28 protein-coding genes are annotated in these 26,979 nt (G+C 36.6%); 23 read left to right on the top strand and 5 right to left on the bottom strand.

Annotated elements, in window-relative coordinates; genetic code table 11:
- The first annotated feature begins 41 nt into the window (after positions 1-41).
- The 5 genes from HFC68_RS03720 to HFC68_RS03700 all read left to right on the top strand — a co-directional run bounded on the left by HFC68_RS03720 (position 42) and on the right by HFC68_RS03700 (position 3,928).
- Positions 42-731 (top strand): 2,3-diphosphoglycerate-dependent phosphoglycerate mutase, encoded by a 690-nt coding sequence (locus HFC68_RS03720; RefSeq protein ID WP_002834107.1) that lies wholly within the window; start codon positions 42-44, stop codon positions 729-731.
- A gap of 129 nt (positions 732-860) precedes the next feature.
- Complete coding sequence (locus HFC68_RS03715) at positions 861-1,547, top strand: B3/4 domain-containing protein (RefSeq protein WP_011673825.1); 687 nt, start codon at positions 861-863, stop codon at positions 1,545-1,547.
- Positions 1,548-1,674: 127 nt separating this feature from the next.
- On the top strand, positions 1,675-2,307 hold the full coding sequence (locus tag HFC68_RS03710; RefSeq protein WP_011673824.1) for an SDR family oxidoreductase: 633 nt from the start codon (positions 1,675-1,677) through the stop codon (positions 2,305-2,307).
- A gap of 271 nt (positions 2,308-2,578) precedes the next feature.
- A complete protein-coding gene (locus HFC68_RS03705) occupies positions 2,579-3,139 on the top strand; it encodes a recombinase family protein (protein ID WP_011673823.1) in 561 nt (186 codons plus the stop codon).
- A 135-nt stretch (positions 3,140-3,274) separates the two neighbouring features.
- Positions 3,275-3,928, top strand: a complete 654-nt coding sequence (locus HFC68_RS03700) for an AP2 domain-containing protein (protein ID WP_002832862.1) — start codon at positions 3,275-3,277, stop codon at positions 3,926-3,928.
- 50 nt (positions 3,929-3,978) lie between these two features.
- On the opposite strand, the gene HFC68_RS03695 is transcribed toward HFC68_RS03700, so the two are convergent.
- A complete protein-coding gene (locus HFC68_RS03695; protein ID WP_002832863.1) occupies positions 3,979-4,587 on the bottom strand; it encodes a histidine phosphatase family protein in 609 nt (202 codons plus the stop codon).
- Positions 4,588-4,964: 377 nt separating this feature from the next.
- Between HFC68_RS03695 and HFC68_RS03690 the strand changes: the two genes are divergently transcribed.
- From HFC68_RS03690 to rbsU, 8 genes are all read left to right on the top strand, one after another.
- The gene (locus HFC68_RS03690) at positions 4,965-5,951 is read left to right on the top strand and encodes a bifunctional glycosyltransferase family 2/GtrA family protein (protein WP_167399689.1); all 987 of its coding nucleotides are present in this window, start codon (positions 4,965-4,967) and stop codon (positions 5,949-5,951) included.
- Positions 5,952-5,954: 3 nt separating this feature from the next.
- On the top strand, positions 5,955-7,916 hold the full coding sequence (locus tag HFC68_RS03685; protein WP_160211263.1) for a glycosyltransferase family 2 protein: 1,962 nt from the start codon (positions 5,955-5,957) through the stop codon (positions 7,914-7,916).
- Between the two features lie 28 nt (positions 7,917-7,944).
- Positions 7,945-9,798, top strand: coding sequence for an ABC transporter permease (locus tag HFC68_RS03680; RefSeq protein ID WP_011673820.1), 1,854 nt, complete (start codon positions 7,945-7,947; stop codon positions 9,796-9,798).
- A 680-nt stretch (positions 9,799-10,478) separates the two neighbouring features.
- Positions 10,479-11,822, top strand: a complete 1,344-nt coding sequence (locus HFC68_RS03675) for an Nramp family divalent metal transporter (RefSeq protein WP_002832868.1) — start codon at positions 10,479-10,481, stop codon at positions 11,820-11,822.
- Positions 11,823-11,970: 148 nt separating this feature from the next.
- Positions 11,971-12,969 (top strand): ribose utilization transcriptional repressor RbsR, encoded by a 999-nt coding sequence (gene rbsR, locus HFC68_RS03670; protein WP_011673819.1) that lies wholly within the window; start codon positions 11,971-11,973, stop codon positions 12,967-12,969.
- Between the two features lie 96 nt (positions 12,970-13,065).
- Positions 13,066-13,974, top strand: coding sequence for a ribokinase (gene rbsK, locus HFC68_RS03665; protein WP_002832871.1), 909 nt, complete (start codon positions 13,066-13,068; stop codon positions 13,972-13,974).
- A 12-nt stretch (positions 13,975-13,986) separates the two neighbouring features.
- Entirely contained in the window at positions 13,987-14,382 is a 396-nt protein-coding gene (gene rbsD, locus HFC68_RS03660) for a D-ribose pyranase (protein WP_011673818.1), read from the top strand.
- A 37-nt stretch (positions 14,383-14,419) separates the two neighbouring features.
- Positions 14,420-15,304: a ribose/proton symporter RbsU gene (gene rbsU / locus HFC68_RS03655; RefSeq protein WP_167399688.1), complete on the top strand. Its 885-nt coding sequence runs from the start codon at positions 14,420-14,422 to the stop codon at positions 15,302-15,304.
- A gap of 120 nt (positions 15,305-15,424) precedes the next feature.
- On the opposite strand, the gene HFC68_RS03650 is transcribed toward rbsU, so the two are convergent.
- On the bottom strand, positions 15,425-16,432 hold the full coding sequence (locus tag HFC68_RS03650) for a HoxN/HupN/NixA family nickel/cobalt transporter (protein WP_011673817.1): 1,008 nt from the start codon (positions 16,430-16,432) through the stop codon (positions 15,425-15,427).
- A gap of 20 nt (positions 16,433-16,452) precedes the next feature.
- Entirely contained in the window at positions 16,453-17,106 is a 654-nt protein-coding gene (locus HFC68_RS03645; RefSeq protein WP_002832876.1) for a Crp/Fnr family transcriptional regulator, read from the bottom strand.
- A 170-nt stretch (positions 17,107-17,276) separates the two neighbouring features.
- Here HFC68_RS03645 and larA point away from each other — a divergent pair, with 170 nt between their 5' ends.
- From larA to HFC68_RS03615, 6 genes are read left to right on the top strand one after another with little or no spacing between them, the layout of a single operon-like run.
- On the top strand, positions 17,277-18,551 hold the full coding sequence (gene larA, locus HFC68_RS03640; RefSeq protein WP_002832877.1) for a nickel-dependent lactate racemase: 1,275 nt from the start codon (positions 17,277-17,279) through the stop codon (positions 18,549-18,551).
- Positions 18,552-18,573: 22 nt separating this feature from the next.
- Entirely contained in the window at positions 18,574-19,314 is a 741-nt protein-coding gene (gene larB / locus HFC68_RS03635; protein WP_011673816.1) for a nickel pincer cofactor biosynthesis protein LarB, read from the top strand.
- Between the two features lie 5 nt (positions 19,315-19,319).
- The gene (gene larC, locus HFC68_RS03630; protein ID WP_011673815.1) at positions 19,320-20,567 is read left to right on the top strand and encodes a nickel pincer cofactor biosynthesis protein LarC; all 1,248 of its coding nucleotides are present in this window, start codon (positions 19,320-19,322) and stop codon (positions 20,565-20,567) included.
- A gap of 25 nt (positions 20,568-20,592) precedes the next feature.
- Entirely contained in the window at positions 20,593-21,306 is a 714-nt protein-coding gene (gene larD / locus HFC68_RS03625) for a D/L-lactic acid transporter LarD (RefSeq protein WP_002832881.1), read from the top strand.
- Positions 21,307-21,337: 31 nt separating this feature from the next.
- Positions 21,338-22,168, top strand: coding sequence for an ATP-dependent sacrificial sulfur transferase LarE (gene larE / locus HFC68_RS03620; RefSeq protein WP_011673814.1), 831 nt, complete (start codon positions 21,338-21,340; stop codon positions 22,166-22,168).
- Positions 22,169-22,188: 20 nt separating this feature from the next.
- Positions 22,189-22,455 (top strand): hypothetical protein, encoded by a 267-nt coding sequence (locus HFC68_RS03615; protein WP_002832884.1) that lies wholly within the window; start codon positions 22,189-22,191, stop codon positions 22,453-22,455.
- A gap of 58 nt (positions 22,456-22,513) precedes the next feature.
- Here HFC68_RS03615 and HFC68_RS03610 read toward each other — a convergent pair whose 3' ends face one another.
- Complete coding sequence (locus HFC68_RS03610) at positions 22,514-23,689, bottom strand: multidrug effflux MFS transporter (protein ID WP_011673813.1); 1,176 nt, start codon at positions 23,687-23,689, stop codon at positions 22,514-22,516.
- Between the two features lie 134 nt (positions 23,690-23,823).
- Positions 23,824-24,351, bottom strand: a complete 528-nt coding sequence (locus HFC68_RS03605; RefSeq protein WP_029258160.1) for a GNAT family N-acetyltransferase — start codon at positions 24,349-24,351, stop codon at positions 23,824-23,826.
- A gap of 66 nt (positions 24,352-24,417) precedes the next feature.
- On the opposite strand from HFC68_RS03605, the gene HFC68_RS03600 reads away from it, so the two are divergent.
- The 4 genes from HFC68_RS03600 (at position 24,418) to HFC68_RS03585 (ending at position 26,618) form a co-directional block, all read left to right on the top strand.
- Positions 24,418-25,302 carry a LysR family transcriptional regulator gene (locus tag HFC68_RS03600; protein ID WP_011673810.1) on the top strand — a complete coding sequence of 295 codons (885 nt, stop codon included), beginning with the start codon at positions 24,418-24,420 and terminating at the stop codon, positions 25,300-25,302.
- Positions 25,303-25,397: 95 nt separating this feature from the next.
- Positions 25,398-25,868, top strand: coding sequence for a flavodoxin (locus HFC68_RS03595; protein WP_011673809.1), 471 nt, complete (start codon positions 25,398-25,400; stop codon positions 25,866-25,868).
- A 16-nt stretch (positions 25,869-25,884) separates the two neighbouring features.
- Positions 25,885-26,301 (top strand): cupin domain-containing protein, encoded by a 417-nt coding sequence (locus HFC68_RS03590; protein ID WP_002832889.1) that lies wholly within the window; start codon positions 25,885-25,887, stop codon positions 26,299-26,301.
- Positions 26,301-26,618 carry a carboxymuconolactone decarboxylase family protein gene (locus tag HFC68_RS03585; protein WP_011673808.1) on the top strand — a complete coding sequence of 106 codons (318 nt, stop codon included), beginning with the start codon at positions 26,301-26,303 and terminating at the stop codon, positions 26,616-26,618. Before HFC68_RS03590 ends, HFC68_RS03585 begins: the two co-directional genes overlap by 1 nt.
- Positions 26,619-26,979 lie beyond the last annotated feature (361 nt).

Raw genomic sequence — 26,979 nt, 5'->3', positions numbered from 1 at the left:
AATGTTAGAAATTTAATTCAAGAAAGAGGTATTTAAACGATATGGCAAAATTAGTTTTGATCCGTCATGGACAAAGTCAATGGAACTTATCAAACCAATTTACTGGTTGGGTTGATGTAGATCTTAGTGACGAAGGTGTTAAACAAGCACAAAACGCTGGTAAGTTAATCAAGGAAGCTGGTATCGAATTCGATCAAGCTTACACATCAGTATTAACTCGTGCCATCAAGACTTTGCACTATGCTTTGGAAGGTTCAGACCAACTATGGATTCCTGAAACAAAGACATGGCGCTTAAACGAACGTCATTATGGTGCTCTTCAAGGCCAAAACAAGGCTGAAGCAGCTGAAAAATGGGGCGATGACCAAGTTCACACATGGCGTCGTTCATACGACGTTCTCCCTCCACTATTGGATGCAGATGATGAAGGTTCAGCAGCAAACGATCGTCGTTACGCTAACTTAGACCCACGTATCATTCCTGGTGGTGAAAACCTTAAGGTTACTCTTGAACGTGTTATTCCTTTCTGGGAAGACGAAATTGCTCCTAAGTTAATCGATGGCAAGAACGTTATTATTGCTGCACATGGTAACTCACTACGTGCATTGAGCAAGTACATCGAAAATATCTCTGATGAAGATATTATTAATCTTGAAATGGCTACTGGTGAACCAGTTGTCTATGACTTCAACGAAAAGCTTGAAGTACAAAGCAAAACAAAGCTTAACTAATTTTAGTTAAGTTCAAGAAGTCTCAATTCGGTTTGAATTGGGACTTTTTTGTTTGCTAATATTTTTGTTGCATTTGCACCTATTTTAATATATAATAAGCAAGGATAACCCATAAAGGAGGAATTAATGATGCAAGCATTGAAAATCGATGAAGAAATTTGGCAAATGTTTCCAGAGGCGCGTTTTGAAGTTTTGGTGGTTAAAGGGATTAATAACCAATCTAAAGCTGATGAATATTATCAGGAATTATTAGATCGTGCAATAGAAAAATCACAAAAGTATATTGCTAATGATGTTTTTCGAGATAACCCAGTCGTTAGTGAGTGGCGAACTGCTTTTACTAAATTTAAAAAGAAAAAAGGGGCGCGGGCTTCAATTGAAGCCCTTTTGAAACGCGTGTCTCAAGGGAAATCATTAAGTCCGATTAATCCATTGGTAGACATCTATAATAGTATTTCATTGGAATACGGGGTTCCTTGTGGCGGAGAAGACTTACAAAAAATGGATGGAACCATGCATCTAGGAGTGGCAAAGGGAGGAGAAAGTTTTCGTCCTTTAGGCTCAGATGAAGATGAACCAGCTTTACCTGGGGAAGTAATTTATTATGACGCAACTGGTGCGATTTGTCGTTGTTTTAATTGGCGTGAAGCCCAGAGAACGATGTTAACTGAAGATACAACTGATGCTGTCATGGTGATTGAAGCAATTAATGCCGATCAAGCTCAACGTGCGAAATCAGCCATTGAAAAATTAAAAGAACTAGTTGAAAGCAAATTGAATGCGACTGGTGAGCATTTTACGTTGCAAGCTCAATAGAAATTAAATCAAATGATGTTTTGCTCAATCCAGTTGATAAAGCTTGAGAAGATAAGTCGTCTCTCCAACGCATTATTCGTATCTTTTGTATAATGGCAGTAGATTAAGTTAATAATGGAGGCGGAATATGAAAATTTTTGTAGTTGGTTCAACTGGTCGAGTTGCAGAGCATCTAATTAAGGATTTAGTTAGCGATGGTCATGAAGTAGTAGCTGGGGCCAGAAAGATTGAACGGGTAATTGAGTTAGAACATGTTACTCCAGTGCATTTTGATTTACATGATGATGTAGATGAAATGACCCAAAGCATTAAGGATGTGGATGCAGTTTATTTCGTAGCGGGTTCCCGGGGGAAGGATCTTTTGCAGACAGATGCCTTTGGAGCAGTAAAAGTTATGCAAGCTGCAGAAAAAAATGGAATTAAACGATTTATCATGCTCAGCTCAATGTTTTCATTAGAACCCCAGGAATGGCATCGGGAAGGATTAGCAGATTTAACTGATTATAATATCGCTAAATTCTTTGCCGATAATTATTTAATTTCTAATACCAAATTAGATTACACTATCTTACAACCTGCTAGTCTTACCGAAGAAGAAGGTACCGGAAAAGTATCCATCAATGGTAGTGGCAAGCAAAATGCTATTTCAAACGTTGCTCAGGTTTTGGCAGCCTTACTTAAACATGATAATACAATCAAAAAAGTTATCCGGATGAGTGATGGTGACCAAAATATTGACGACGCACTAACGGAACTTTAATTAACAAATTTACAAAATAAATAGGGTTACGACGTATTTAAATATGTCGTAACCCTATTTTTATTGAATCAGGATGTAGATAGTCTAAATCACTTCATTCTGAGAGATTTTTATAATAAAATAAAGGTTTCTTTCATTAATAGAAACAAATAAAACTAATTAACGCTAAAAATTATACCGCTTAGGCAATATCATATATAATGCAATGCTTTTTTAGGGTACACCCTAAAAAACAGACATTTAGATGTCTAAAATCTAGGAGGTTTTATTTATGAAATATGGTTATGCTCGGGTAAGTTCGCAGGACCAAAACTTGGCACGTCAACTACAACGTTTAAAAGAAGTTGGAATGGATCGTATTTACGAGGAAAAAATATCTGGAGCAATCAATGAACGTCCGGAATTGATGAAGGTTTTAAAACGCCTTAAACCGGGCGACGAACTCTACGTTATCGAGATGGAACGTTTAGGAAGAAACAATGAATATCTTACTCACATTTTTATGGAAGTTTATTTAAAGGGGGCCAAATTAGTTATTTTGGATTTGCCCACTTTTGATGATATTGATGATGCAAACATGCGTAATTTCTTGAGAAATATTTTTATCGAGACAAAGAAATTCCAGGCAGAGTCGGAAAGAAAGCGAATTCGGATTCGACAACGTCAGGGAATCGAATTGGCTAAAAAGCGGGGGGTTTATAAAGGACGTCCAATTCTTTTTGGACCAGATGTTAAAAATCAAGCACGCCGAAAAACGTATTTTGAAATCGTCGAAATGTTAAATGCTGGTCAAAAAGTTATTTTAACGATAAGCATTTTGAGCTATACTTAGTTTAGGCGCTGAACTATTCTAGTGATATATTTAAAAATATAAGGTAATTAATTGTTTTTTTAGGGTGTACCTTCAAAATACAACTTCATGTGTATTTTGGCTTAAATAATGCACACCCTGATGAGGAGGTTGGTCATGAAAATTCGGATTGATATAACTAATAAAAGATTTGGTAAGTTAGTTGCCAAGTATCCTTCTGGCAAAGCTAAAAATGGTAATACAATCTGGCATTGCGTATGTGATTGTGGTAATGAAACAGATGTGGAGTTACAGCATTTGAAGGTAGGTAGCACTAAAAGCTGCGGTAGTTGCTCACGGGTTAGATATGATCTAACTGGGCAACAATTTAGTAGATTAAAAGTTTTGCGAGTTGCATCAAAGAAGAGTGCCGCAGGTAACACCTTTTGGGTTTGTGAGTGTACATGTGGAAACATTATTGAAGCGGATGGTTATCGCCTACGTCGTGGTAGCGTACGTAGTTGTGGATGCTTACGAAAAGAAAAAGCAGCCTATCAAATCCGAGCTAATCAAGCGACTTTAGCTAGGATGGGAAATATTGATGCGTTAAAAGATGTTAATGGAAATCCCATTCAGTCCATTAAAATTGGGGCTAGAAATACCAGCGGGGTAATCGGTGTGTCATTCGATAACCACGCTCAAAGATGGTTAGCTAGGATGATGGTTAAGGGTAGTTTAGTTTTAAATTCAAGTTTTGCTGACTTTGAAGACGCTGTTCAGGCCCGAAAGGAAGCAGAAAAGAAATATCTAAATTCGAAAGCTAGTGTGTAAATAAAAAATGGATTGAAACCTTCATGATGTTGGAGGCTTCAATCCGTTTTTTAATTTAATTTTTGATTGTAAAGATCAATGCGGGGTTCAAAATGATTAGTTTCATCTAGATGAATTTGATTTAGAGTAACGTTGCCAATCTTACCAAATTGGGCAGGACTGACGTGGAGTAAGGCAGCAAAGAGGGCTCGCGTAGTCATTCCGTGACAAATGAGTAGGATTGATGCAGTCGGATATTTTTGCTTCAATTCATCTAAAAAGCCTGTTACGCGGTTAACCAGCTCATCGTAACTTTCTGAATTGGGTGCATAATCGGAATACTTCTCATTAAACATTCCCATTTGATTGAAAATTTCAGGATATTGTTCAAAAATTGCGTCTTCGGCAGTTCCATCCCAGTCTCCAAAATTCATTTCAGTTAAACGTTCATCAAAATTAATCGCTGAAGCTTGGTCACCTAAGAGTAATTCGGCCGTTTGTTTAGCCCGACGCATGGGACTAGAGAAAACTTGATCAAATTGATTCCAGTCAAAAGCACGTTGAGCCTCTTGGGCTAACTCGATTCCAGCTTCTGAAAGATCAACATCAGAACCAGCCCCCGAAATTAATCCGCGACCGTTATCGCTACTAATACTATGTCGTACAATTGTTAAATCCACTGTTTAAGTCACCGCCGTTTTTGTTTGTTAATACGCTTACATTTACGATGATACCATAACTTAGACATTGAGAGTATTTTTCTAGTTTAGATATGTTTTGTTTAAAATTAATTTCAATAAAAAACTTTTTTACGTCTCAAAGTTTATTGCATTAGTCAAACAAGTTAAGTATAATGGGTTTTCGCTGGTTATTTACAGCGTGAATTATTACTAGGGTGAAAGATAATGTACAAACGGATTGTGTTTTATACTGGTAAAACGATTTATTTTACACTTTTATTACATTTGAATGTTAATGCACTTCTTTAAGGTGTATAGAGTGTATCATGATATAGGGTGGAAAATTTTTATTTTAAGTTTAAATAATAGGTGAAATTATGAAAAAATATGGAATTTTGATTCCAGCTTTAAATCCGGACCAAAAGTTAATTAAATTGGTCCATGAATTATTAAATAATGTGATTAATTTTGATGCGCTAGTATTGGTTGATGATGGCAGTGCGGTCACGAACCAAGCTGTTTTTAAAGAACTTGAGGAAATTGGAGATCAGCGAATTCATGTTTTACATCATCAACATAATGAAGGAAAAGGCGCGGCGTTGAAAAATGGTTTCCGTTATATCCGCAACTATTTTCCAGAAATCGAAGGGATTGCGACAATGGATTCAGACGGACAACATACCGTGGGAGCTTTAAGCTCATGTATGGAGAAGTTCGAAGAAAATCCCACAGACTTGATTATTGGAGTTCGCAAATTTACTAACGAAATTCCCGCACGAAGTCAATTCGGAAATGTCTTAACAAGTAAATTAGTGAAGTTGTTAACTCACCAGAATATCTCAGATACACAAACAGGTCTAAGAATTATTCCTCACCAATATGTAGATCAGTTAATTGAATTTCCTGGAGACCGTTTTGAGTTCGAATTTGATATGTTGCTTCAGGCGCGTAAATACGATGTAAAAGTGATTGAGCAATCCATTCCAACCATTTATTTGGATGGTAATAAGTCATCTCATTTTCGAGTGGTTCGAGACTCGCTTGCAATCTATGCCCGTTTCTTTAAATTTGCAGGGAGCGGAATTATTTCTTTTATTGTTGATATTGCGCTTTTTGAAGGAATTATCCTACTAATGGGAAACCATGTGTTAGATAGTATTATCCTAGCAACAGTTATTTCTAGAGCACTTTCAGCGGTAGTTAATTATACGCTGAATCATCGCGTTGTTTTTAATGGAGGTGGGCGGCAAACTTTCATTAAATACGGGGCTTTATTTATAGTGCAGATGATTCTTTCAGGTTATCTAACGGACTTAGTTACCAAATTCAAAAAGACTTTATTTTTAAAAAAGATACTGAGGTGAATTATGCCAAAAATCAAGAAAGTTAGTTATATTTTAGCAATTGTTCTATCAGTAATTTACCTGTTTTGGCGTGTGTTTTTTACCATTCCATGGCACGCACACATATTTACTTTGATTTTTGCTTTATTGCTGGTAGGGAGTGAAATCTTCTCTAGTTTTACTGCCTATGTATTGATTATTTTTAGATTAATTCGAGCAGATAAGACCCAAAAACTAGAAATTCCTAAGTTTGATTTGCAACAGCCGATTCCTAAAATTGACGTAATTATTGTTACGCATAACGAAGAAGTTTCGTTGCTAAGAAAAACAGTCAATGCAGCAACTTTTATGGATTATCCTGATAAAAGTAAAGTTAACATCGTAATTGCAGATGACGGAAATCGTCCAGAAGTACGGGAACTAGCTAAAGAATATCAGGTTAACTATGTGACGATGGAAAAAAATAAGCATGCTAAAGCGGGGAATATTAATAATGCGCTGGAACAGTTAGATGCACCTCTATTTGCTATTTTTGATGCAGATATGATGCCTTTTTCTAATTTTTTAACTAGTAGTGTCCCATTTTTCACAGAAAATTTTGCGGAATTGGAAGAGGATCCAGACCATACTAAGCCAATCGGATTTGTTCAGACTCCTCAAAGTTTTTATAATGCGGATATTTTTCAATTTAATCTCTTTTTGCAAGATGCTGTAGTAAATGAACAGGACTTCTTTTCGCGGGATGTCAATGTGTTAAATGGTTCTAACGGACATGCCTTGTTTACGGGATCAAACGCAGTTTTTTTGCGAGAAATTGTTGATAAAGTTGGAGGATTTCCAACGGATACGATTACAGAAGATTTTGAGTTAGGAACAAAGATTAACAGTGAAGGTTACATTAGTATTGCTACTCGTGAACCCGTTTCAAGTGGAATCACACCAGTTGATATTAAGAGTGTTATTAAGCAAAGAACTCGCTGGGCTCGAGGAGTTATTCAGAGTTGCAGAAACATGCATATCTTTACTAATCCGAAGATTACCTTACTTAATCGAATTATTTTGATTAATACATGGCTTTATTGGTGGTCATTTTCTAGACGGTTAATTTATATTGCAGCTCCGTTATTGTATGCGTTATTCAAAGTTCAAGTTGTTAATGCTAATTTCTGGATTTTAATGATTGTTTGGGCCCCAGGATACTTCTTATTGCATTTTGTTTTGGGAGATACTTCCAGCAATATCAGAAACGAACGCTGGGGGGAAATCCAGGAAACTTTCTTTGCTCCATATTTGTTTATTCCAGTTATTTTGGAATCAATTGGGATCAAAGCTAAGAAATTTAAGGTAACAGATAAAAATGTTAAATTTTCGATTGTGGATAAACTCTACATTATTCCATATTTTGTTATGTGGGCTTTAACCTTATTAGCGATTGTGAAGTTCAATTATGGAAAATGGGGATCAGAAATCATTGTCGGAAGTGTTATCACTTTCTGGTTAGTAATGCACTTTATTAACCTAAGCTTCTGTTTATTTATTTCCATGAAACGTGATATCAATCGTAAGAGTGAACGGTTTGTTCGGCATGCTAAAGGTAAAATTATGGTAAATGGCGAATGGGCTAAGTTTAAAACCCGTGATGTTTCAGATGGTGGTTTTTCATTTGAATTTGTTAATAAGGACTTACGCCTAAAAATGAACGATCAAGTCGAAGGAATTATTTATCACGAAAACTTTCCGATTAAGTTTAAATGTACTGTTGCTCGAGCGGTAGATACGGAACCGATTTGGTATGGGGTGGTAGTCAAAATTGATAAGAAAGAAGATCAAGATCATTATCTTCAGTTAATTTACGATGGGGAGAATCAATTCTTATCAAAAGAGCAAGACCACTGGATGACGCCTTTTGATGAACTTCATTTAAATGTTATTCTAAGAATGAAAGAATTAGAAAGAAATGCTACTCAATTTATGAGACAACGGTAATTAGTTTAAGAAATTGTAGGTGTATTTTATGTCAATATCGGGATTAATCGTCTTTATCATGGCCCAAATTGGATATACTGGGATGGTTCGCATGGCAGGTGTGAATAAATACATGTCCTGGATTACATCGATGGTAATTCAAACGTTGCTATTGTATGTTTTGGCGATGCTAAATTGGTTAAAATTTGGACTAAAAGCAGTCGTTATTTTAGGCTGCATTTTTGTAGTAGTTCGAATTGGAACAATTATTTTCCGAGTGGGAAAGCTGCCCTTTGAGGGTATCCATTATTTTGACGTTTGGATGATTGCTATCGGAATTATTATGGGACGCATCCTATTTGCCAGCCCGTTGATCCACTATGATAATTATTCACATTGGGCATTAATCGTAAAATACCTCCTATTTCAAGGTCATCTGCCAGTTGCGGCAGATACCATTATTTCATTTACTTCTTATCCACCAGCAACGGCTTTATTCATTACCCAGTTTGTATCATGGGTAGGCTTTAGCGATGGTGCCATGTTACTAGGACAGTTTTTATTGATTTGGGCCAGTATCTACGGGATATTTGCGGTTTTACGCGATCGGACCCGTTCAACCAACTCATTTGTAATCTGTTTTACTGTTTCAATTATTAATATTTTTAATATTTCAATTCGAATGAATAATTTATTAGTTGATTTTGTCCTTCCGGTAGTCGCCGCCGCAGGATTTGCGGGAGTTTATGCTTACCGTCGCTCGCCTTGGTTGCAGTGTGCTACAGCGTCTTTATTTAGTGCGGAACTTTTACTGATTAAGAATTCTGGAACGATGTATGTAGTGATGCTAGGCTGTTATTTGTTGTATTCTTTAGTTACCAATGGACAAGGTCAACGCTGGAAACGTCTGGGTAAAGGCATCAGCAAAACCGTTGTGACAATGGGACTAGGCTATTTACCATTCTTCTGGTGGAATCAGCATGTGCATGCAACTTTCAGCGCTGTGTCAAAACATCAAATTAGTACAGATGCGTACAAGAGTCAGTTAGCCCATGAAAGTTCAGCCGTAATTGCTAAAATTGGAAGTAAATTTTTACATCAGATTTTGAGTTTTAACTCGCTATCGACGCGTGGAGTATTACTTATTAACGTCGGTCTACTCGGAGCTTGGATTATTATTCGCTGGTTTTTACGTAAAAAGAATAACCTGCTAAAAAGTTTAATAGCTAGTGATATCAGTTTTATCGCCTATTACATCAGTGTATTTGCGATGTATATTGTTTCAATGCCCTATGCAGAAGCAATCCTGTTAGATGGATCTGAACGCTATCTTTCAAGTATGGTGATTCTAAACCTGCTATTAGCGACCATGGTGCTGGTTGTAGCGATGGACCGAGCTAGTTTTGAAGAAGATGTTAGTAAACGAGGGATCCGATCTTTCAGGAATGTTATTACCAAAAATGTTTATCAGTTGTCATCATTGGTTTTAATGTTGTTTGCCTCCATTTTGATGTTCTCTGAAATTAACGGAGTTAAGTATAATAACACCTTAGGTAAAGAACAATTACCGGTACAATTAAAACAAATAGCTCAGCAGAGTACCCAGTACAACCATCAGAAAATTTTATTAGTTGACCCACATTTTAATGATGTAAATAATTATTACGCGGGTTATGTGGGACGCTATTATTTCTTTTCCGATCAAGTTGTTGGACAGGAAAACTTCATGATGTCTCAAGCGGAGTTCAAAAACACCATTAAACAGTATGATTATGTGGTGTTACCTGAATGGCATCGAACATTTACGACCATGCTGGAAAAAACGTACCATCAGGATTATAAAACGGGGTTATTTAAAGTCACCAAAGATGGTTTACAAAAAGTAAATAAAATTAATGTTTAAGAGTAAGCTGAAAATGACAAGTGAATTGTGATTTTCAGCTTTTTTAGTACTTTAAGTATAATAAGAGGAATAGAAGTAGATTAATAATAGAATTAAGCGTGGTGAAAAAATGAAACGAAGGGATAAAATTCAGCGGATTATCTTATTTGCGCTGATTACAAGCGGTTTGAGTTGGTGGGTGGTATCTTTCCTACCCGATGTTTTTACGTTCGACTGGTGGGTTGTAGGGGCGGTTAATGCTCTGTATGTTTTTTATGTGTTAGGGAGATGAAAACAAATTATAGGTGACAAAACCTAGAGTTGCGAAGCATGATAAATCCACATTGCAACAATCTTGGTTCAAATTTTTGGATTTTTCCAGACTAACATAAACTAAAAAATTCAGGTAGGGGATACAAGGTTGATGTGTATAAATTATTTTATCTATGAAGACAATTCAGTATAAGGAAATAGTGAAATAATTAGCCTTAAAACCGAATCTTAGTTGCCACTCTTATTAATTAATATGGTATAGTAGTTATGGTTTTTGAAAAGAGCGCTCCGTTAGAAAAATAAAAACTAACAATTCATTGGTGGATTGATCCATTTTTTTGCTTTCTTATAAAAATGGATCAATTTTATGGTGGAGAGTTTATTTCAAGTTACCGAATTTCTAAACCAATAGAAAAGAGGGACTCAATATGTCAGAAAAACTTGATGAAGTAGATAGTAAGAGCCTGGACGAGATTAATGGTAGTATCAAGGTACCTAAGAATGCAGGCTTTTGGAAGACGCTGATGGCGTACTCCGGACCCGGATTTTTAATTGCGGTTGGTTATATGGATCCAGGTAACTGGATTACGTCAATTGCGGGTGGGGCGCAATTTAGATATACGCTCCTTTCAGTTATTTTACTTTCTAGTTTAATCGCGATGCTTTTACAGGCAATGTCAGCGAGACTAGGAATTGTAACTGGAAAAGATTTAGCGCAGTTAACGCGGGAACGAACGAGTAAAAGAGTTGGATTCTTGCTGTGGATTGTCGCTGAATTAGCGATTATGGCTACAGATATTGCCGAAATTATTGGATCTGGAATTGCATTGGAGCTGTTATTCCATATTCCATTGATTATTGGTATTTTGATTACAGCGGCAGATGTTTTGATATTGCTGCTATTAATGAAGCTCGGTTTTAGAAAAATCGAAGCAATTGTTGCAACCTTAGTTGCTGTTATTTTAATTGTTTTTGCGTACGAAGTGCTGCTTTCTGATCCAAGTATTTCAGGGATTATCAAAGGGTATGTACCTTCAGTTGAGATTTTAGGTAATAACTCAATGTTGTATCTATCACTAGGAATTGTCGGTGCGACAGTTATGCCCCATGATTTGTATCTGGGTTCTTCAATTTCACAAACTCGTGAAGTGGACCGAAAAGATCGGGAAAATGTCGCTCAAGCAATTCGTTTTTCAACGATTGACTCTAATATGCAACTATTCTTAGCTTTCATTGTTAATAGTTTACTATTGATTTTGGGAGCGGCCTTATTCTATGGAACGGATAGTTCACTAGGACGTTTCGTTGATTTGTTTAATGCTTTAAGTAATAACCAAATTGTTGGGGCCATTGCTAGCCCAGTACTTAGTATGCTATTTGCTGTAGCCTTACTTGCTTCTGGACAAAGCTCAACAATTACCGGAACATTATCTGGTCAGATTATCATGGAAGGATTCATTCGACTACGTGTCCCATTGTGGGTACAACGTTTGGTGACTCGAGTTCTTTCTGTGGCACCAGTTTTGATTTTTGCCATTTATTACCACGGTGATGAAGCTAAAATTGAAAACTTACTAACGTTCTCGCAAGTATTCTTAAGTGTGGCTTTACCGTTTGCGGTAATTCCTCTGGTTATATATACAAGCAGTAAAAAGTTGATGGGTGAATTTGCTAATCGAGCATGGGTAAAATGGTGTGCTTGGACTGCAACAATTGTCTTGATTTTGTTAAATATATATTTAATCCTTCAAACGCTAGGTTTAATCAAATAAGACCTGATATATAAGCGTTTAATTAACTTAAATTGAACTTCAAAATTTGTTTCAAAGATACTCATTTCTAAACGAAATGGGTATTTTTTTATCTTATGGTGTAAACTAAAAATATAAAAAATAACTGTCTAGGTATTGGTGTGAAAAAATGGAAACAAAAAAGATAACGATTAAAGATGTTGCTAGACAATCAGGAGTTTCAATCTCGACGGTTTCGCAAATCTTAAATGGAAATGAAACTCGGTTTAGTTCACTTACGGTAAAAAAGGTAATTCAGGCAAAAAAAGATTTAAATTATGAACCCGATTACTTTGCTCGTCGAATGATTATGAAAAAAAGTAAAACGATTGGTGTTTTAGTACCCGATATTACCAATCCGTTTTTTAGTGAATTAGTTCGTGGAATTGAAAATATTTTTTATCAAAAGGGATTTATAACTATGCTTTGTAACGCAGATCTTGACCAGGAAAAAGAAGATGCTTACTTAGCTGAATTGAGTCGGCGTGGGGTTGATGGGTTTATTATTGCTAGTTCAGTAATTTCAAATGAATCTATTAATGCCACCTTAAAAGCTAAAAATCATCCATTTATTGTTCTTGATCAGAAAAAGGCTGATGGAATTAGTGACGCCGTTTTAACTGATGATTTTTCGGGTGGGGCTCAAGCCGCTCAACATTTGAAAGATTTAGGGCATCAAAAAATTGCCATAGTCATGCCAACTAATGCACCTGAAAATGTTTGTGGTCGTTTAGCTGGAGTACGTTCTGTATATGAAGAAAAACAAATTGAAATTATCGATGCCCAGCTATCAAAAATTGGTGGTCGGGAAGCCGTTGCTAAAATTTTAGCAACGGATGTTACCGGAATATTTGCGGTCAATGACGAAATTGCCTTAGGAATTTATTTGGGATTAGCCGAAGCTGGCAAGCAGATTCCTGAAGATTATAGTGTGATTGGCTACGATAATATTGATATGTGTGAATATATGGTTCCTAAACTGACCACTATTGCACAACCTATTTTTGAGTTAGGTCAGACAACAGCTAACATGCTACTTGAAAGAATTGAAACTCCCGATAAGAACTGGGAAGAGAAGACTTTACCCGTTCACTTAGTGAAAAGATTTTCCACAGCACATTTGATTTAATAGAATCAATGTGCTATATTTTTGATATGCTATTAAAACGTTTTCATAAAACGTTTTAAACAAGTAAAAAGATAATCGAAAACGGAGGAATCCATCATGAACACTGTAACAATTATTGGGAGCATTAACTTAGACCGTACTATCCGAGTAAAACAAATGCCAAAACCAGGTGAAACCATGCATACGAAAGAAATTTTTTCAGCTGGTGGCGGAAAGGGAGCTAACCAAGCTGTAGCTGCTAAGCGTTCTGAAGCTAAGACAAACTTTATTGGTGCAGTTGGTAATGACGATGCTGGCCGTGCAATGTTAGAATTATTGGAACATGAAAATATTGATATGAGCGGAATTGAAACTTTAGATAACCAATCTACAGGACAAGCATACATAGTAGTAGATGACGCTGGTGAAAATCAAATCATGATTCATGCGGGTGCTAATACTGCATTTACTCCAGAATATGTCCAGTCTAAAGCTGATTTAATCAAAAATAGTGATTTCATTATTGCTCAATTTGAAAGTTCTTTAGATTCAGTTACGGAAGCCTTTAAGATTGCTCGTGAAGCAGGCGTTAAAACAATCTTGAATCCCGCTCCAGCGGTTGAAAAGGTTCCTAGTGATTTATTAGCAGTAACGGATATGATCATTCCTAATGAAACTGAAACTGAAATTTTAACCGGAATCGAAGTAACAGATGAAGCAAGTATGAAGAAAGCTTCTAAAGCATTACATGATGAAGGAATTGAAGCAGTTTTGATTACCATTGGTAGCAAAGGAACCTTCTACGATGTTAATGGTAAAAGTGGAATTATCCCCGCATTTAAGGTAAAGGCTGTTGATACAACTTCTGCTGGAGATACATTCATTGGAGCAATGAGCACCGTTTTGAATAAAGACTTTAGTAACTTAGAAGATGCCATCTTATATGGTAATAAAGCTTCATCCCTAACTGTACAACGCTTTGGTGCACAACCATCAATCCCTTACAAAAAAGAATTGGAAAAATAGGAGGAAATAACAATGAAGAAAACTAAAATGATTAATTCAGATATGTCACGGGTAATTGCTCAAATGGGTCACTTTGATAAATTAAGTATCGGTGATGCTGGAATGCCTGTTCCAATGGGCATAGAAAAGATTGATTTGGCAGTAGATAATGGAATTCCTAGTTTCATGCAAGTTTTAACTAACGTTTTAGAAGAACTTGAAGTTCAAAGAATTTATCTAGCAGAAGAAATTAAGACCGAAAATCCTAAGATGCTAGAAAATATTAAAGCTTTAATGCCTGAAACACCAATTACTTTTATGCCACATTCAGATATGAAACAAGATTTGAATAATTGCCACGCATTTGTTCGTACTGGTGAAATGACTCCTTATTCTAATATTATTTTAGAAAGTGGCGTTGTATTTTAAATTTAGCAATTTCGTCAATTAATTAAGGAGGAATTACATGAACACGACAGCGTTATTAATCGGACTTGGACCACTATTAGGTTGGGGATTATTTCCAACAATTGCATCTAAATTCGGTGGACGTCCGGTAAATCAGATTGTAGGTACAGCTTTTGGAACATTTATCTTTGCTTTTGTTTTTGCTCTAATCAAAGGATTAGCTTTACCAACTGGAATGGACTTGGTTTTTACCGTTATTTCAGGGATTGGTTGGGCCAGCGCTCAAATTATTACATTTAAGTGCTTTGCAATGATTGGATCTTCACGGGCCATGCCTATTACTACCGCTTTCCAACTGTTAGGTGCTTCATTATGGGGTGTGATTGCTCTAGGAAATTGGCCTGGAGTTACGGCTAAAATTATTGGTGCAGTTGCGCTAGTCTTGATTATTATTGGTGCTTCACTCACGGTCTGGTCAGAACATAAGTCTAAAGAAAATACCCAATTGATTACTAAAGCAGTCGCTTGGTTGGCTGTAGGTGAAATTGGTTATTGGGCATATTCTGCCGCTCCTCAAGCTACATCAGTCGATGGAATGCATGCATTCTTACCTCAAGCAATTGGTATGGTAATCGTTGGTGTAGTATATGCAATCTTCCTCTCAATGCGAGGTGAAAAATCAGCATTAACTGAAGCAGTATCTTACCACCAAATCTGGTCTGGTTTCTTCTTTGCTTTTGCTGCACTCACATATTTAATTTCAGCTCAACCAAACATGAACGGCTTGGCCACTGGATTTATTCTTTCACAAACTTCAGTGGTTCTAGCTACCTTAACTGGAATTTGGTTCCTAGGTCAAAAGAAGACGCCAAAAGAAATGGCAGTAACCATTGGTGGATTAGTATTAATCTTAGTTGCTGCAACAATTACAGTCATGATTTAATAAAAAATAATTTGTTTTAAAAAGTTTGTAACACGTTCTGATATTAGGAACGTGTTTTTTGTATTCACTCGAATTAGTCCAAAAAGAAACAGCATTTCACAGTTGAAATGCTGTTTCTTTTTATGCGTGCTGTTCGTTTTTCTGAATAAATAATTTCCAAAAAAGATAAGCCAAACTCCACATTAATATGAACCCAATTACCAGACCATAGCCCAGCCAATTTAAATCAATCGATTGAATCCATGTGATGAAACTAGAATTAACGTGGGTAAAGTCAGCAAAGACGTTGCCTAACTCGACTAAACCAATTAAGAAAGCTGCAATGACTGAAACAAAAGTAACGGTTAAATTGTAGTAAGCCTTACGCTTAGGAGTATCAAATGCCCATGTGTAGGCACCTGACATCATCACGGAATCGGTTGTATCCATCACGTTCATTCCAGCGGCAAATAAAACTGGGAGGGCGATGATTCCGGCTACCGATACGTTTGATTGAGCAGCCGTTGCCGATAGCGCAATCAAGGCAATCTCAGTGGCGGTGTCAAAGCCTAAACCAAATAGGAATCCAATTGGATACATCTGCCAAGCATGAACGATTTTCTTGAATAAAGGAGAAACTAAGTTAGCAATAAAACCTCTAGATAGCAGTAAATCGTTTAATTCTTGTTCATCAAGACCGGATTTTACTAATCTCAGTGATTTATAAAGTTTGATTAAGACCATTAAATTAAAAAAGGCGATTAAAATAAGAAAACTACCGGATACAATCGTACCGATTTTTCCACCAATGGCTTCTAGAATGGGTAGCTTAACTTGGGCCCATTTAGCAGAAATACTAACGACTAAAGCCATTAGAAATACAACAGTAGAGTGGCCTAATGAGAAGAAAAATCCAACTCCATAAGGTTGCTTCTTTTGGTGGATTAATAAACGAACGGTATTATCTATCGCGGCTATATGATCGGCATCAAAGGCATGACGTAGCCCCAGGGTGTAAGCTAGCACACCTAACCCCAGAAAACTAGGATGTTTTTGGGCAGCAACTAACAGTAAGATAATGCCCAAAATATGGATAGCCAAGCTAGCTGTGTAATACGGAAGTGCTCCATAAAATAATTTCTTCTTCATAACGATATTTCTCCTAACTTTTAAATCGTAAATTCACGTAAATAGTTTTCATCATAAATAAAAATTTTCTGATTCTTGATATCAATTACGTGTTGTTCTTTTAAATCATGAATAATTCGATTAACGCTGTTTCTAGTTGAAATCCCACAGAAATTGGCGATTTCTTCGTTAGTAATGGGAAAATCAATCAAGATACCAGTCGCTCCACGCCTACCAAAAATATCAATTAACTTATAGATAAAGGCGCAGACGGCACCTTTCTTACCGTTCATAGTCATCCATTGTAACGATTTTATATTTTGGGTTAATTTAATTCGATAGTAGTCACGCACGTAATCTTGTAAATGAGTATCGTGATTAACATAATCCCAAAATGTTTTACGCGGGATGCGATAAAAAATAGCTTCGTCAGATTCAATACGCACGTTCAAAGGCGAAGCCGTATAGGCAGAAATTTCATCTCTCAAAAGCGAAACAATATCAGTCGAATTTATGTAAGAAAGATTAAATTCACGACCATTCTTTAAAATGATGCTGGTTTTGACAATTCCCTTTTTCAAGACATATGTATAACCTTCTTCTAAACCATGATAGGTCAGATAGGAATGTTTTGTTTTGGTAATTGTAGAAACCTGTTTATTCTCTAAAAAGTCAATTAAATAGCTAGTGTTCATTTTTTAACTCTCCATATGTCTAAAAGTAAATAATATGTACAGACATCTATTATCATAAGAAAAAATTGTGAGAAGTGTAACAAATGTTATACCCAAATGTGATACCCGGTCGATTTTACATAGCCTAATATATTGTCTAGCGCCAAAAATAAGGGAGTGTGTATTAAGTTATGGTACAAATTGACCTACCGTACGATAAAAGAAATATTACTGCTAATATTCCAGACAAAAATTTTGCTGGATTATTAGAATCTAAAGCTGAAAGTTTCCAGAATCCGTTAAGTGAAAAGGAAACTGTTGAAAAATCAATGGACAATCCCATTGGAAGTCCCAGCTTAGAAGAACTTGCAAAGGGAAAGAAGAACATTGTTCTTATTAGTTCTGATCATACTCGACCAGTACCTTCGCATATAATTACACCTATTATTTTACGTCGAATCCGTTCGGTAGCTCCAGATGCAAGAATTCGTATCCTCGTGGCAACCGGTTTTCATCGTCCATCTACTAAAGAAGAACTTATTAATAAATATGGTTCAGAAATTGTAGAGAACGAAGAAATCGTAATGCATTTTTCAACAGACGATGATTCAATGGTAAAAATTGGGCAACTACCTTCTGGTGGAGATTGTATTATCAATAAAGTCGCTGCTGAAGCCGATTTGTTACTAGCAGAAGGATTTATTGAATCTCACTTTTTTGCTGGTTTCTCTGGTGGTAGAAAAGCTGTTTTACCTGGTATTGCATCATATAAAACAATTATGGCTAACCACTCTGGCGAATTTATTAACTCTAATAAAGCCCGTACGGGTAATTTAATGCATAACCCAATTCATAAGGATATGGTTTATGCAGCTCGCACCGCAAAATTGGCTTTCATTGTCAACGTTGTTTTAGATGGTGATAAGAAAATCATCGGTTCATTTGCAGGTGATGTTGAAGCAGCTCATAAAGTTGGTTGTGATTTTGTTAAAGAATTAGCTAGTGTTAAGAAGGTTCCTAGCGATATTGCTATTTCAACCAATGGTGGTTTTCCCCTTGATCAAAATATCTATCAAGCCGTAAAGGGAATGACCGCTGCTGAAGCAACTAATAAAGAAGGCGGCGTAATCATTATGGTTGCCGGCTCTAGTGATGGACATGGTGGAGAAGGTTTCTATCATAATTTAGCTGATGTAGACGATCCAAAAGAATTTTTAGATCAAGCAATTAACACACCAAGATTAGAAACTGTTCCTGATCAATGGACTTCACAAATTTTAGCACGTATTTTGGTTCATCATCATGTTATTTATGTTTCTGATTTGGTAGATCCTGAATTAATCCGCAGTATGCACATGGATTTAGCAACAACATTTGATGAAGCATTGCAAAAAGCCTTTGAAATTGAAGGCAGTGAAGCTAAAGTAACCGTTATTCGTGATGGATTATCGGTAATCGTTGAATAATAGACTAAGAGGCTAAACAAAGATGAATGTAACTAAAATACTACAATCCGTTAAAAACGAAGAACTACCAATATCAGAAGCAGCTAAGCAATTATCTGGGTTTTCTGAACTCGGTTTTGCCAAAGTGGATACACAACGTAAAGCCCGAAACGGCTATCCAGAAGTAATCTACGGGGAAGGCAAAACGGTTGAGCAAATTGTAGCGATAACCGAAGATCTTTTAACCGAAGGCAAGGCAATTCTATCGACGCGAGTTTCTGCTGAAAAAGCAGTAGTTTTAGAGCAGAAATTTCCTGACGGAATCTATCATAAAGACGCGCGGTGTTTTGTTTTAAATCCATCTAGCAAATTAACAGATGGATATATTGCTATTGTAACTGCGGGTACTTCTGATATTGGAGTGGCCGAAGAGGCAGCTATCACAGCTGAAACTTTTGGCAATTCTGTCAAGCGAATCTATGACGTTGGTGTCGCTGGAATTCATCGGTTATTTGCTAACTTAGACGACATCAAAAATGCTTCAGTAGTTATTGTGATTGCTGGAATGGAAGGTGCTTTAGTCAGCGTAGTCGGTGGCTTAGTGGACAAGCCGGTAATTGCGGTTCCCACCAGTGTAGGTTATGGAACTAACTTAGACGGAATCACGGCGTTATTTAGCATGTTGAATAGTTGTTCATCTGGGGTAAGTGTTGTCAACATTGATAATGGTTTTGGGGCAGCTTATAACGCTAGCATTATCAATAAAATCAGAGAAGGAGAATAATTTTTATGCGAGCTTTATATTTAGAACCATTCTCTGGTCTAAGTGGAGATATGCTTAATGGACTTCTTTTGGATCTTGGGGGTAATTTAGATTTATTAAAGGAAGAATTAAGTAAATTTACGCTTGAAGACTATACAATTCAAGTTGAAAGAACTAATAAAAGTAGTATTTTTGGGATGGATTTTGATGTTCAAATTGCTCACCAGCATAAAGATACTGGAATAAAGGGTGATTTTGACCACCATGAACATTCACACCACGGTCATCATCACCATCATCATGAAAGTCGTGGATTGACTGAAATTCTGGGCTTGATTGAAAGTAGTGATCTTTCTGACGTAGTCAAAAAGCACAGCAGCAATGTTTTCAAAGATATTGCTAAAGCGGAAGCGGCTGTACATAATGCGGATGTTAATAAAATCCATTTTCATGAAATTGGAGCTGTGGACTCGATTGTAGATATCATTAGTTTCTTCATTTTTTGGGAGCAATTGAAAATCGATAAGGTTTATTCGACACCGATTACTGAAGGGAGTGGCACGATTCACGTTGCACATGGAGAAATGCCAGTTCCAGTTCCAGCAGTAATGCAATTACGCAAAAATTATCCATTAAAAATCGTTCAAGATTTTGATATTAAAACGGAATTGGTAACTCCTACGGGATTAGCTTTGTTTAAAGAAATCGCCCCAGAATTTACGGCCCCAGAAAACATGTACTTTAGTCAGGTGGGTTATGGTTTTGGAAAACGAGAAACAGGAAAATTTAATGCCTTACGGGGTTCATTGCTAACTGTGGAACACAGTAATCAGGAAGTAAAAACTAATCATGACGACATCATCAAAATTGAAGCTAATTTAGACGATCAAACTCCAGAGCAAATTGGATATGCTATGGATATCTTGTTAGAACATGGAGCTCTAGATGTTTTTTGTTCATCAATCCAGATGAAGAAAAATCGGCCAGCTACTTTGCTAAATGTTTTGGTGAAACCTGAAGCCTTTGACGAAATCAGTTATTTAATTTTCAAGCATACCAATACAGCAGGTTTTCGTTATCAGGGCATGCAACGTCGGATTATGAAAAGAGAATTTAAAGAAGTTCAATTCGAAAATGAAAATTTACGAATTAAAAAATATCAATATCAAGATATTGAAAAATTTAAACCAGAATTTGATGACTGCGAAAAAATAGCAACTAAAAATGATTGGTCATTACAAGCAACATATAAAAAAATACAGAATTTATATTAAGTAGATAACAAAGGAGTTTAATTTAATGGTAAATCATCTATTAGCCGAATTTATGGGAACAGCCCTTATGATAATTTTTGGTGTGGGAGTTCATTGTGACGAAGTTTTAAAGAAGACCAAATATGCCGGTTCAGGTCACTTATTTGCAATTACAACTTGGGCATTTGGTATTTCAGTTGTGTTATTTATTTTTGGTGGCGTATGTATTAACCCTGCTATGGCACTTACTCAAGCAATTTTAGGTATGATTCCTTGGAGTTACTTTATTCCTTATACAATCGCCGAAGTATTGGGTGGTGTAGTTGGGGCAGTGATCGTTTACATTATGTATGCTGATCACTTTAAAGAATCAGAAGGTTCAATTGATCCGATCGCAATTAGAAATATTTTCTCAACTAATCCTAACTTACGTAATTTACCACGTAACTATTTTGTTGAAACATTCGCTACATTCGTTTTCCTAACATCAATTCTAGCAATCGTTCATGGTTACGATTCAATGTCACCAATAGCCGTGGGACTCTTAGTATGGGCCATTGGTATGGGACTTGGAGGTACGACAGGATTCGCGATGAACCAAGCTCGTGACTTGGGACCGCGCTTAGCATTCCAATTACTTCCTATTAAAAATAAAGCTAATAATGATTGGCAATATGGTCTAATTGTTCCAGGAACTGCACCATTTGTTGGTTCAATTTTGGCAGCAGCTTTTGTTAGATTTTACTTACACATTTACTAAAAAAATCGATAATTAAAGGAGAAACATTATTATGACTAACTTAGAAGCAAAAGAAAATAATTTAATTAAGGATTTAGCATCAAAGCAAAGAGTTGCAATCGCTTATTCAGGCGGAATTGATAGTACATACTTACTTAAAGTGGCTGTAGACGAATTAGGAAAAGACAATGTGTTAGCTATGGTAGTTAACTCAGAATTGTTCTTGGATGATGAATACAATAAGGCTTTGGAATTGGCTAAGGACCTTGGTGCAAACGCAATGGGAGTTAGCATGAGTGAATTAGCTGATGAAAGAATTGCAGCTAACACACCAGAAAGCTGGTATTACAGTAAGCAATTGTTATACAGAACTATTAAAAAGGCAGCAGCAGAAAAAGGCTTTGATATCGTGCTTGACGGAATGATCATGGATGATAACGCTGATTTCCGTCCTGGTATGAAGGCTCGTACAGAAGAAGGCATCGTAAGTTCACTACAAGATGCTGACTTATACAAGAGTGAAATTCGTGAACTTGCTAAAGATCGTGGAATTTCTAACTGGAACAAGGTAGCTTCATGTAGTGTTGCTTCACGTTTCCCATATGGTACAAAGCTTACTGCAGAAGCAGTAAACAACGTATTTGCTGGAGAAAAATGGCTACGTAACGCTGGTTTCCCAGTTGTTCGTGTTCGTGTGCACAGCGATTTAGTACGAGTTGAAGTTCCAGAAGTAGAATTTGCCAAATTATTAGCTAAGAAGGCTGAAATGTCAGAATTCATGAAAGGATTGGGCTTCAACTACGTTACTCTTGATGTAGATGGTTTCAAGTCCGGTCGCATGAATGATGTTTTAAAAGAAGAAAAAAAGGCCACTTTAATCTAATTTGATAAAGGAAAAATACGATGTTTAAATATTTAATCACCCAGCTTCAAAATGCTAGTAAAGTTATTTACGATGGAAGTCAATGTCGAGTATTTTTAATGCAAGCTTATCAAGAAAGCATTGCAATCCGACCTAATCTAAAATCTGAACAAGAACTAGCATTAATTAATCGTTTTTATGAATTAAATAGAGAACTGATTGAGCTTTCAGATAATCGCTTTAACACCAAGCAATTAGAATATAGAAAAGTGATCGATGAATTGATCAGTGCCATGCAAGCTGCATAAGATGACCGAAAAAGACGCTTCTAAATTAAAATTAGAAGCGTCTTTTTGATTTTATGGATTATTTATTTTTAAAACGTAACTCATAGCTAAGTAACATTACGACTGTAATTGCTAGGATATACAAGGGTAAGATTCCAATCCATCCGGTATGAAATGCACTAATTAGATAGGTGAAGAAACTGATACAAATATAGTACCCAAAACTAAAGATACCACTAGCTACCCCAATCACGTCTTCGTAACCAACGAGTGCTAAATTAAGCGCCATTGGAAGTGTAATATACAAACCAAAAAAGACGATAAAAATACATAAAATAAAGAGGTAAATATTTCCAATCCAACTGGCACCCACTAATAGGAAGGCTCCAAACATGGCTAGGATCAATCCCCATTTGGTAATTTGAATGGCGCTGATCTTGGCGACTAGGTGATTAATGGTTATAGAACCGAAAATACTAGATAAGGCAACCACTACTCCTAAAACACCGTATTGGATAGAACTAAGATGAAAATGTTCCATGAAGATAAAAGGTGCTTCAGCATAGAAGCTGAAGAGAATGCCATTAATTCCACTAATTAGTAAGCCGTAAACCCAAACGTTTGGATCAGTTAAAAGACGCATAACAATAGGCTTGAATGCCGGTTGATGAGTGATGTTAGATAACTGGATATTAGTTTCTGGTAGTCGTCGAAGTGTATATAGATATAAACTAACTGCCATGACAATTAAGACAGAAAATACATTACGATAACCAAAATAAGTCTGAGTAACTCCGCCTAATAATGGTCCCATTGCAGGGGAGAGGGCTAAGGCAGCCCCAACTTTAGCGAATACTTTCGCCCCGGTTACACCAGCAAAGGATTCGCGCATGATGGATTGTGTTACGACAGAACCGACGCTGGCACCAAAGGATTGGACCAATCGAAACAGAATTAGGATTGCAAAATTAGGAGCGCACAGTAATCCAATGTTACCAGCTAGGTAAACGATTAGTCCTGCTAACATCGCTGGACGCCGACCGACACGGTCAGAGTAACTACCCCAGAATAAAACACCTAGGGCAAAAGCGATGAAATAAGAACTCATGGTTAATTGCCCCGTCTGAGCGGTAACCTGCAGAGCCGAACTTAAAGCTGGTAAGGCAGGGGTAAAGATGGACTCACTAATTTGTGGAAAACCAACCAGAACGATAATTAATAGTAAAGATGGAACTTGTTTTCGGACGTTTTTCATTTTAAATCTCCTTAAATTTTATTATGCAGAAAAACGTCCTAATTTAATTACGGTAGCAGATGCGATAAAACCAACGTAGGCCAAATAGACTCCTCCCTTTCAAAATTTGATTTAATTATTGTAACAAGTTAAATTTAGTTTTCCAAATTTAGTTCAAAGGCTAAACGTCGACCATCTTCGGTAGGGTTAACATAGATAATACCGGTGTATTCAAAATTAAATTGTTGAACAAGGTGTTGCATTCGCTGATTAAGTTCGTGCGTATCAATCCGGAAATTATTAATCCCAGCGTGCGTTCCTAAGGTGATTAAATTGGATAGGAAGAACTTGCCGAGAGACATTCCGCGGTAGTCAGGCGAAATAGCAATTCGGTGAATAGTAGCATATGGTGCACTAGTATTTTTCCATTGACCGTCTGAAATATTTTCGTAGTTGGCATCCGGGGTGGTCAGTAAAGTGGCGGTACCTGCAATTTGATTATCGACTTTCAGTACCCAACAATTTCCATGATTAATGTCATTGATGAAAGTAGTTTCGTCGGGACTTCCATCTTGCCATTGAGGACTACCATCCGCTTTCAATAAAGCTTTGGCGTTATCAATAATTTTCATGATGGCAGGTAAATCTTGAGGTTGAGCTTTTTTAACGTATATATTACTCATGTAGCTAGGCTCCTTTTATTGTATGTTGTATATTAAGTATAGTATAAAAAATTGGAGAATCGGGAAATGGAAATTAGAACTCTGCGTTATTTTTGGACAATTGCAGAAGAAGGAACGGTTTCTAAGGCAGCGGAAGCTTTGCACATTACCCAACCTACTTTAAGTCGACAAATCAAAGAATTAGAAGAAGAATTGGGAACGGAGTTATTTATTCGAGGGCGGCGCCAGGTTCGATTAACAGAAGCAGGAATGTTTCTAAAATCCCGTGCAGAAGAAATTTTAGAGCTAACCCAGCAAACCAGTTTAGAATTCGAAAACCGTAAAAAGCAACTCTTTAGTGGACATATCACCATCGGATGCATTGAAGCCGATAATTCTGATACTTTAGCCTTGATTTTAGAGGATTTTATCCGAGATTATCCGCAAGTTACGTTTACCATTTACAGTGGGACTAGTGACGACATCACAGAGCGTTTAGATAAGGGCTTAGTGGATGTTGCAGTTTTAATTAAGCCCATCGCCACAGAAAAATATCACGAAATTGTACTTCCCCGTACTGAAAAATGGGGATTATTAGTGTCCAAAGCATCGTATATTGCTCAGAAAGATAAAATTGTACCGGCTGATTTAATGGGGATGCCGTTGTTAGTGTCAGGGCGTCCTGAAGTTCAGGAGTTAATTTCAAAATGGAGCAAGATTGACTATCAACAATTAAATGTTGTCGGTCATTATAATTTAACCTTTAATGTGCTCCCACTAGTGAAACGTCAAGTAGCTCAAGCGTTCATTATTGAAGGATCAACTAGGAATACCCATCCGGATGGAGTTGAATTCATTCCGTTAGAGCCGGAAGTTAATACTAACTGCGTTTTAGTTTGGAAGCGGGAGCGTAATCTATCACCGGTAGTAAATAAATTTATTAATTACTTCTACCATGCTTTCAAAGCATAGAAATGGATAAAATAAGCATTTTACGAATTACATAAAAAGTCTTAACATTATTTTTGTCGAAAGATGTTAAGGCTTTTTCTAATCGGAGGTGCATAGTGGAAATAGCTTATTTTACCCATGCTGAAGATGGAAATACTGAAATTCTGATGCGAAAAATTGCTGGGCAATTAAATTTACCAACAAATCGGATTATACCAAAAAAACCATATCCGATAAGTTACGAAGCATTGGTGGAACGTGCTAAAGATGAACACGAACACAGTATTTTCCCTGAAGCTAGCATAAACCATGAAATTAGTGATGATGTTTTAATACTGGGGACACCAATCTGGTTTGATGAGTTACCTAATGTGGTTAAAAGATTTTTAAAGGAACAACTGGTTGCACCACGAGTAATTTATCCTTTTTGTACCAGTGAAGGTAGTGGATTGGGAAACAGCATCAACGAATTAAAAGCAATTTTCCCAGACACAGAGATTAAATTAGGGTTAGCAGTACAGGGTTCCAAAGTAGATAAGGCAGATCAAGCAGTAGCAAATTGGTTAGAACAGTTAAATTTAATTTAAAAGGAGTAGTTTAATTATGAAAAATGAAGCAGTAAAAAACGGGGTTATTTTCCCCGCTGGACCTAAAAATGATGCATACGCAAAATACTTTGTAGGACAAAGTTATCTACAGGGGCTTGTTTCAGACCCCGAAGTTAATGTTGGAGTTGGAAATGTTACTTTTGAGCCTGGCTGCCGTAACAACTGGCATATTCATCATGATGGATTCCAAATTTTACTAGTAACGGGTGGAGAAGGCTGGTACCAAGAAGAAGGACAACCAGCACGCCATCTTACAGCTGGTGATGTTGTAGTAACCCATGATGGTGTAAAGCACTGGCATGGCGCAACTAAAGATAGTTGGTTTGCACATGTAGCGATCACTGCTGGAACACCAGAATGGCTTGAAGCAGTTAGCGATGAACAATATAAGGCAGTTGAGGAGGGCAAATAATGGCTAAAAAACAGACCGCAGGACGCGAACAATTAGGTGAATTTGCACCAAAATTTGCAGAATTGAATGACGATGTATTATTCGGTGAAGTTTGGTCACGTGAAGACCAGCTTTCAGCTCGTGATCGGAGTATGATTACATGCGCAAGTCTGATGTCGCAAGGCTTATTTCCCCAATTGGAAGCACACATGAAGATTGCTAAAGAAAATGGCGTAACTAAGGATGAAATGGTAGAACTAATTACACATCTTTCGTTTTATGCAGGTTGGCCTAAGGCATGGTCAGCATTTGGTTTAGCAAAGAAAATATTCGAATAAAATAGTAAGACAGCTGTCTCAATCTGAGGTAACTGTCTTTTTATTTACTAATGGTCTTTGCGTAATTAAAATTCCATAAATAGTTAAAACTACACAACCAACAGTTAATGGTCGTCCCGATTAAAACTAAAAATAAGAAGGTAATCATCTGTATAACTAGGGTAATTAATAGGCGGTTATGTTGAATTTTATTGTCAAAAAGTTTCCATAATATGTAAATATTGAAGGAATCACTAACTAGTAATCCCAGAATGAAAAGATCAGCCTAACTAGCAAGCATTAATTTGTAATTTATTATATTTTCTCACAATTGAACTTCAAATGAAGTTAGAAGTTATTGACTAAAAAATAAATATATTTT

It is taken from the genome of Pediococcus sp. EKM201D, from assembly GCF_011800215.1.
GTDB classification, from domain to species: Bacteria; Bacillota; Bacilli; order Lactobacillales; family Lactobacillaceae; genus Pediococcus; species Pediococcus pentosaceus.
Note: the sequence above shows the minus strand (reverse complement) of the source record. Positions and strands in the feature narration are given on the sequence as shown.